Source organism: Blastopirellula retiformator, assembly GCF_007859755.1.
GTDB classification, from domain to species: Bacteria; Planctomycetota; Planctomycetia; order Pirellulales; family Pirellulaceae; genus Blastopirellula; species Blastopirellula retiformator.
The window spans coordinates 1-3,872 of record NZ_SJPF01000008.1; the positions used below are offsets into that span (position 1 = coordinate 1).

Sequence of the window (3,872 nt, forward strand, 5' to 3'; positions counted from 1 at the left end):
TGGTTGTGGCCGCGCTGGTCGGCGTTGACCTGCATCGACGAATCTTGAGGATTCGCCTGCTTCGGTCGCCTTGACCAGCTTGCCTCACCAACGCCAGAAACGCTACTGCTATCAGAAAAACGCTCTAGGACGCTTCTGCCGCATGCAGAGACGTCACTTTTGGATTGGCGTCAACCAAACGGCCCCAATGGTCGCCAGCGGCAGCAAGAGCAAACAGGCGCCTTTGAACCACAGGGGATAAGGCAACATCGCCAAGTTGCTGATCAGCGCGAGGTTCAACAGAAACCCGACGAACGTGGCGGCGTAAAACTGCCCGAGCTTGCCCGCGACCCAAACGGCGGCAAACGCCGTCGCGCCCCACATCGGCACGACGGCCGCCAACACCCAGCCGGGATAACGCTCGACATGGGCGCAGATCTCGTCCTGCGTTCCCTCAAACCCTGGCGGAAACGGATGCACGACGGCGCTGAACGCTTCGACGGCGATGATCAGCACGAACAGGACCAATAAGCCGACGAAGATGCCAGCAATCGTGCGAAGAATGTTTTTCATTGGGTTGCGTCTGTTCGACCGAGTGGGAGAGGTAGGACCAAGCGTCCCCGATTATAGATCGGGCCAGAAACGAAAACAGCTCGCAGCCGGAAGAAGCTGCGAGCCGTCGCTCGTTGCTATGGATCGTATCGCAGCCGACTAGTTGCGACTAGGCAGGTCGAACCGATCAAGGTTCATCACCTTCGCCCAGGCGGCGACGAAGTCGTTGACGAACTTTTCCTTGGCGTCGTCGCTGGCGTAGACCTCGGCGATCGCCCGCAGTTGCGAGTTCGAGCCGAAGATCAAGTCGACGCGCGTCGCGGTCCACTTCACTTCGCCGCTCTTGCGATCTTTCCCTTCAAAGAAGTGATCGCAGACGGCCGACTTCTCCCACGCGGTATCCATCGTCAGCAAGTTGACGAAGAAGTCGTTGCTTAGCGTGCCCGGCTTGTCGGTGAAGACTCCCAACTCGGCCAGCGGTCCATCGCCAAAGTTGGTGTCGAGCACCCTCATGCCGCCGACCAGGGCGGTCATCTCCGGCGCGGTCAGCGTCAGCAGTTGAGCCCGGTTAACCAACAGCTCTTCGGCCGGGCGATCGATCTCGGCGTTGATGTGATTGCGGAAGCCGTCCGACTTCGGTTCGAGATACGAGAACGACTCGACGTCGGTCATTTCCTGCGTCGCGTCGGTTCGGCCCGGCGAGAAGGGAACCTTCACGTCGAACCCACCTTTCTTCGCCGCGTCTTCGACCGCCGCACATCCGCCCAGCACAATCACGTCGGCCAGCGAAACCTGCTTGCCGTCGGTCTGGGCGTCGTTGAACTCTTTCTGAACCTGCTCAAGCACCGCCAACGTTTTCGCGAGTTTTTCCGGCTGGTTGACCGTCCAGTCCTTTTGCGGCGCCAGGCGAATGCGAGCGCCATTGGCGCCTCCCCGTTTGTCGCTGCCGCGGAAGGTGGCGGCCGAAGCCCACGCGGTCGAGACCAACTCGCCGGTCGACAAGCCGGAGTCGAGCAGCTTGGTTTTCAGCTTGGCGACGTCGGCGTCATTAATCTGCTTGTAGTCGGCCTTGGGGACCGGATCTTGCCAGATTTGCGGCTCGGCGACTTCGGGACCAAGCAGGCGGGTGACTGGGCCCATGTCGCGATGGGTCAGCTTGTACCAGGCCTTGGAGAACGCCTGCTTGAACTGATCCGGGTTTTCGTGGAAACGCTTCGAGATCTCTCCGTAGGCCGGATCCATCTTCAGCGCCATGTCGGTAGTGAACATCATCGGCGCGTGGGTCTTCAGCGGATCGTGCGCGTCAGGAACGGTTCCTTGGGCCGCTTCGTCCTTTGGCGTCCATTGATGGGCTCCGGCGGGGCTCTTGGTCAGCACCCACTCGTAGCCAAACAGATTGTCGAAGTAGCCGTTGGACCACTCGGTCGGCGTCGTCGACCAGGCGCCTTCCAGGCCGCTGGTGATGGCGTCGGCGCCTTTGCCGGTACCAAAGCTGTTCTTCCAGCCCAGTCCTTGCTCTTCGATTGTCGCGCCTTCGGGGGCGGGACCGACGTTCTTGGCGTCTCCGGCGCCATGGGCCTTGCCGAAGGTGTGCCCGCCCGCGATCAGGGCGACCGTTTCTTCGTCATTCATTCCCATGCGGCCGAAGGTGTCGCGAATGTCATGCGCGGCGGCAATTGGATCGGGCTTGCCGTTGGGACCTTCCGGATTGACGTAGATCAGGCCCATCTGCACCGCGGCGAGCGGATTTTCGAGGTGGTGATCGCCGGTGTACCGTTTGTCCCCCAGCCACTCGCTTTCCGGTCCCCAGTAGATATCTTCTTGCGGCTCCCAAACGTCGGCTCGACCGCCGCCAAAGCCGAATGTTTCGAATCCCATCGACTCAAGCGAGACGTTGCCGGTCAAGATCATCAAGTCGGCCCACGAGATCTTGTCGCCATACTTCTGCTTGATCGGCCAGAGCAGACGCCGCGCCTTATCCAAGCTGGCGTTGTCCGGCCAACTGTTGAGCGGGGCGAAGCGTTGGGTTCCATAGCCCGAGCCGCCGCGACCATCGCCAACGCGATAGGTGCCGGCGCTATGCCAGGCCATACGAATGAAGAGCGGACCGTAGTGGCCATAGTCGGCGGGCCACCAGTCTTGCGAGTCGGTCAGAAGTTGCTTGATGTCAGCTTTGACGGCGGCCAAGTCCAACTGCTCGAATTCTTTCGCATAGTCGAACTCATCCCCCATTGGGTTTCCCTTGGCCGAGTTCTGATGCAGGATCTTCAGGTTCAACTGATTCGGCCACCAGTCGCCGTTGGACATCACTCCCGCGGCGGTGTTGCGGGCCGAGGGAGGATTGACGTTCCCCATCACCGGACAAGCGGCGATCTCTTTTGGTTTCATGACGGCGACTTTGTGTTGTTCGTGGTCAGGGTTGTTGGTTTTTTCTGACTTGGCTTCCGACGTCTGGTCGGCGAGCAGCGGGGCTTCCGCCGTTTTGTCGTCGGCTTCCGCCATGGCCGCGCCGCTTTGCGTACTGCAGCCTGTGGAAGCGAAGAGGGCTGCTGCCGAAACGCAGCAGGCAAGGCTTTTCCAGTTCATAGGTCGCATCCTGTTTGGGGGTGAGAATCGATTGGCAAGGGACGGGCTGTGTGGGCTTGGCATTCGACCAAAGACGCCGTCGAATGCTTAAGGCTCCTCTAGTATCTGATTCTCTCGCTATGCACGCCAATTCATTCTGGCTCTTTCTGTCATGCATCCAGTGCATGGATGAAATTGCTGTGATGCACTTCCATTTGCTATGGAAAAATCGAGGACGATACCAAGAGATCGCATCGAGCTGGGGAATAGTTCCTGCCCTTGGCGCCAATGTGCGTGAGCGACAGGAGATGCTAGCGGCGAGGAGGTCGGTTGCTCGCGTTCCCTCAGAAAGGGAGAATGATCGGCCAGATTCGGCGGAGGTTCTCGCCAGCAGGTTCGGGATATGAAAATGTCGCTGCTCTATTTCTCGCTCTTTATCAGCCTCTTCTATCTGTTTGGATTTGTAGCGCTGGGCTTTACGCTCTGGAGTGCCTAGCAGTCCGTTGATTTTCTCGACGGACTGCGTGATCGCACGGATGCGAGCCGCGAAGAGCTACGCTCTGAGCCTGGCGAGGTTGGAAAATGCCACGATGGCAATACTGTTCGGCACGCCCAGTCGGCATAAACAGATTTGATCCCGCCGCGAACTCTTCACGCATTTTCGCCCCGCTGCTGGACCGTGCAAGCTGCCGTTCCGTTTTCCATCCGCGCAGCATCAACCGAGAGACCGCTTCGACGGCGGACTCCTTACTGCCTACTACGATTTTTTCTTCGCG

General features: G+C 59.5%; 2 protein-coding genes. Both read right to left on the reverse strand.

Features of this window, described 5'->3' with window-relative positions; all coding sequences use genetic code 11:
- Positions 1 to 153: 153 nt before the first annotated feature.
- Positions 154 to 552, reverse strand: a complete 399-nt coding sequence (locus Enr8_RS24215; RefSeq protein WP_146436762.1) for a hypothetical protein — start codon at positions 550 to 552, stop codon at positions 154 to 156.
- A 138-nt stretch (positions 553 to 690) separates the two neighbouring features.
- Positions 691 to 2,919 carry a catalase/peroxidase HPI gene (gene katG / locus Enr8_RS24220; protein ID WP_390620216.1) on the reverse strand — a complete coding sequence of 743 codons (2,229 nt, stop codon included), beginning with the start codon at positions 2,917 to 2,919 and terminating at the stop codon, positions 691 to 693.
- Positions 2,920 to 3,872 lie beyond the last annotated feature (953 nt).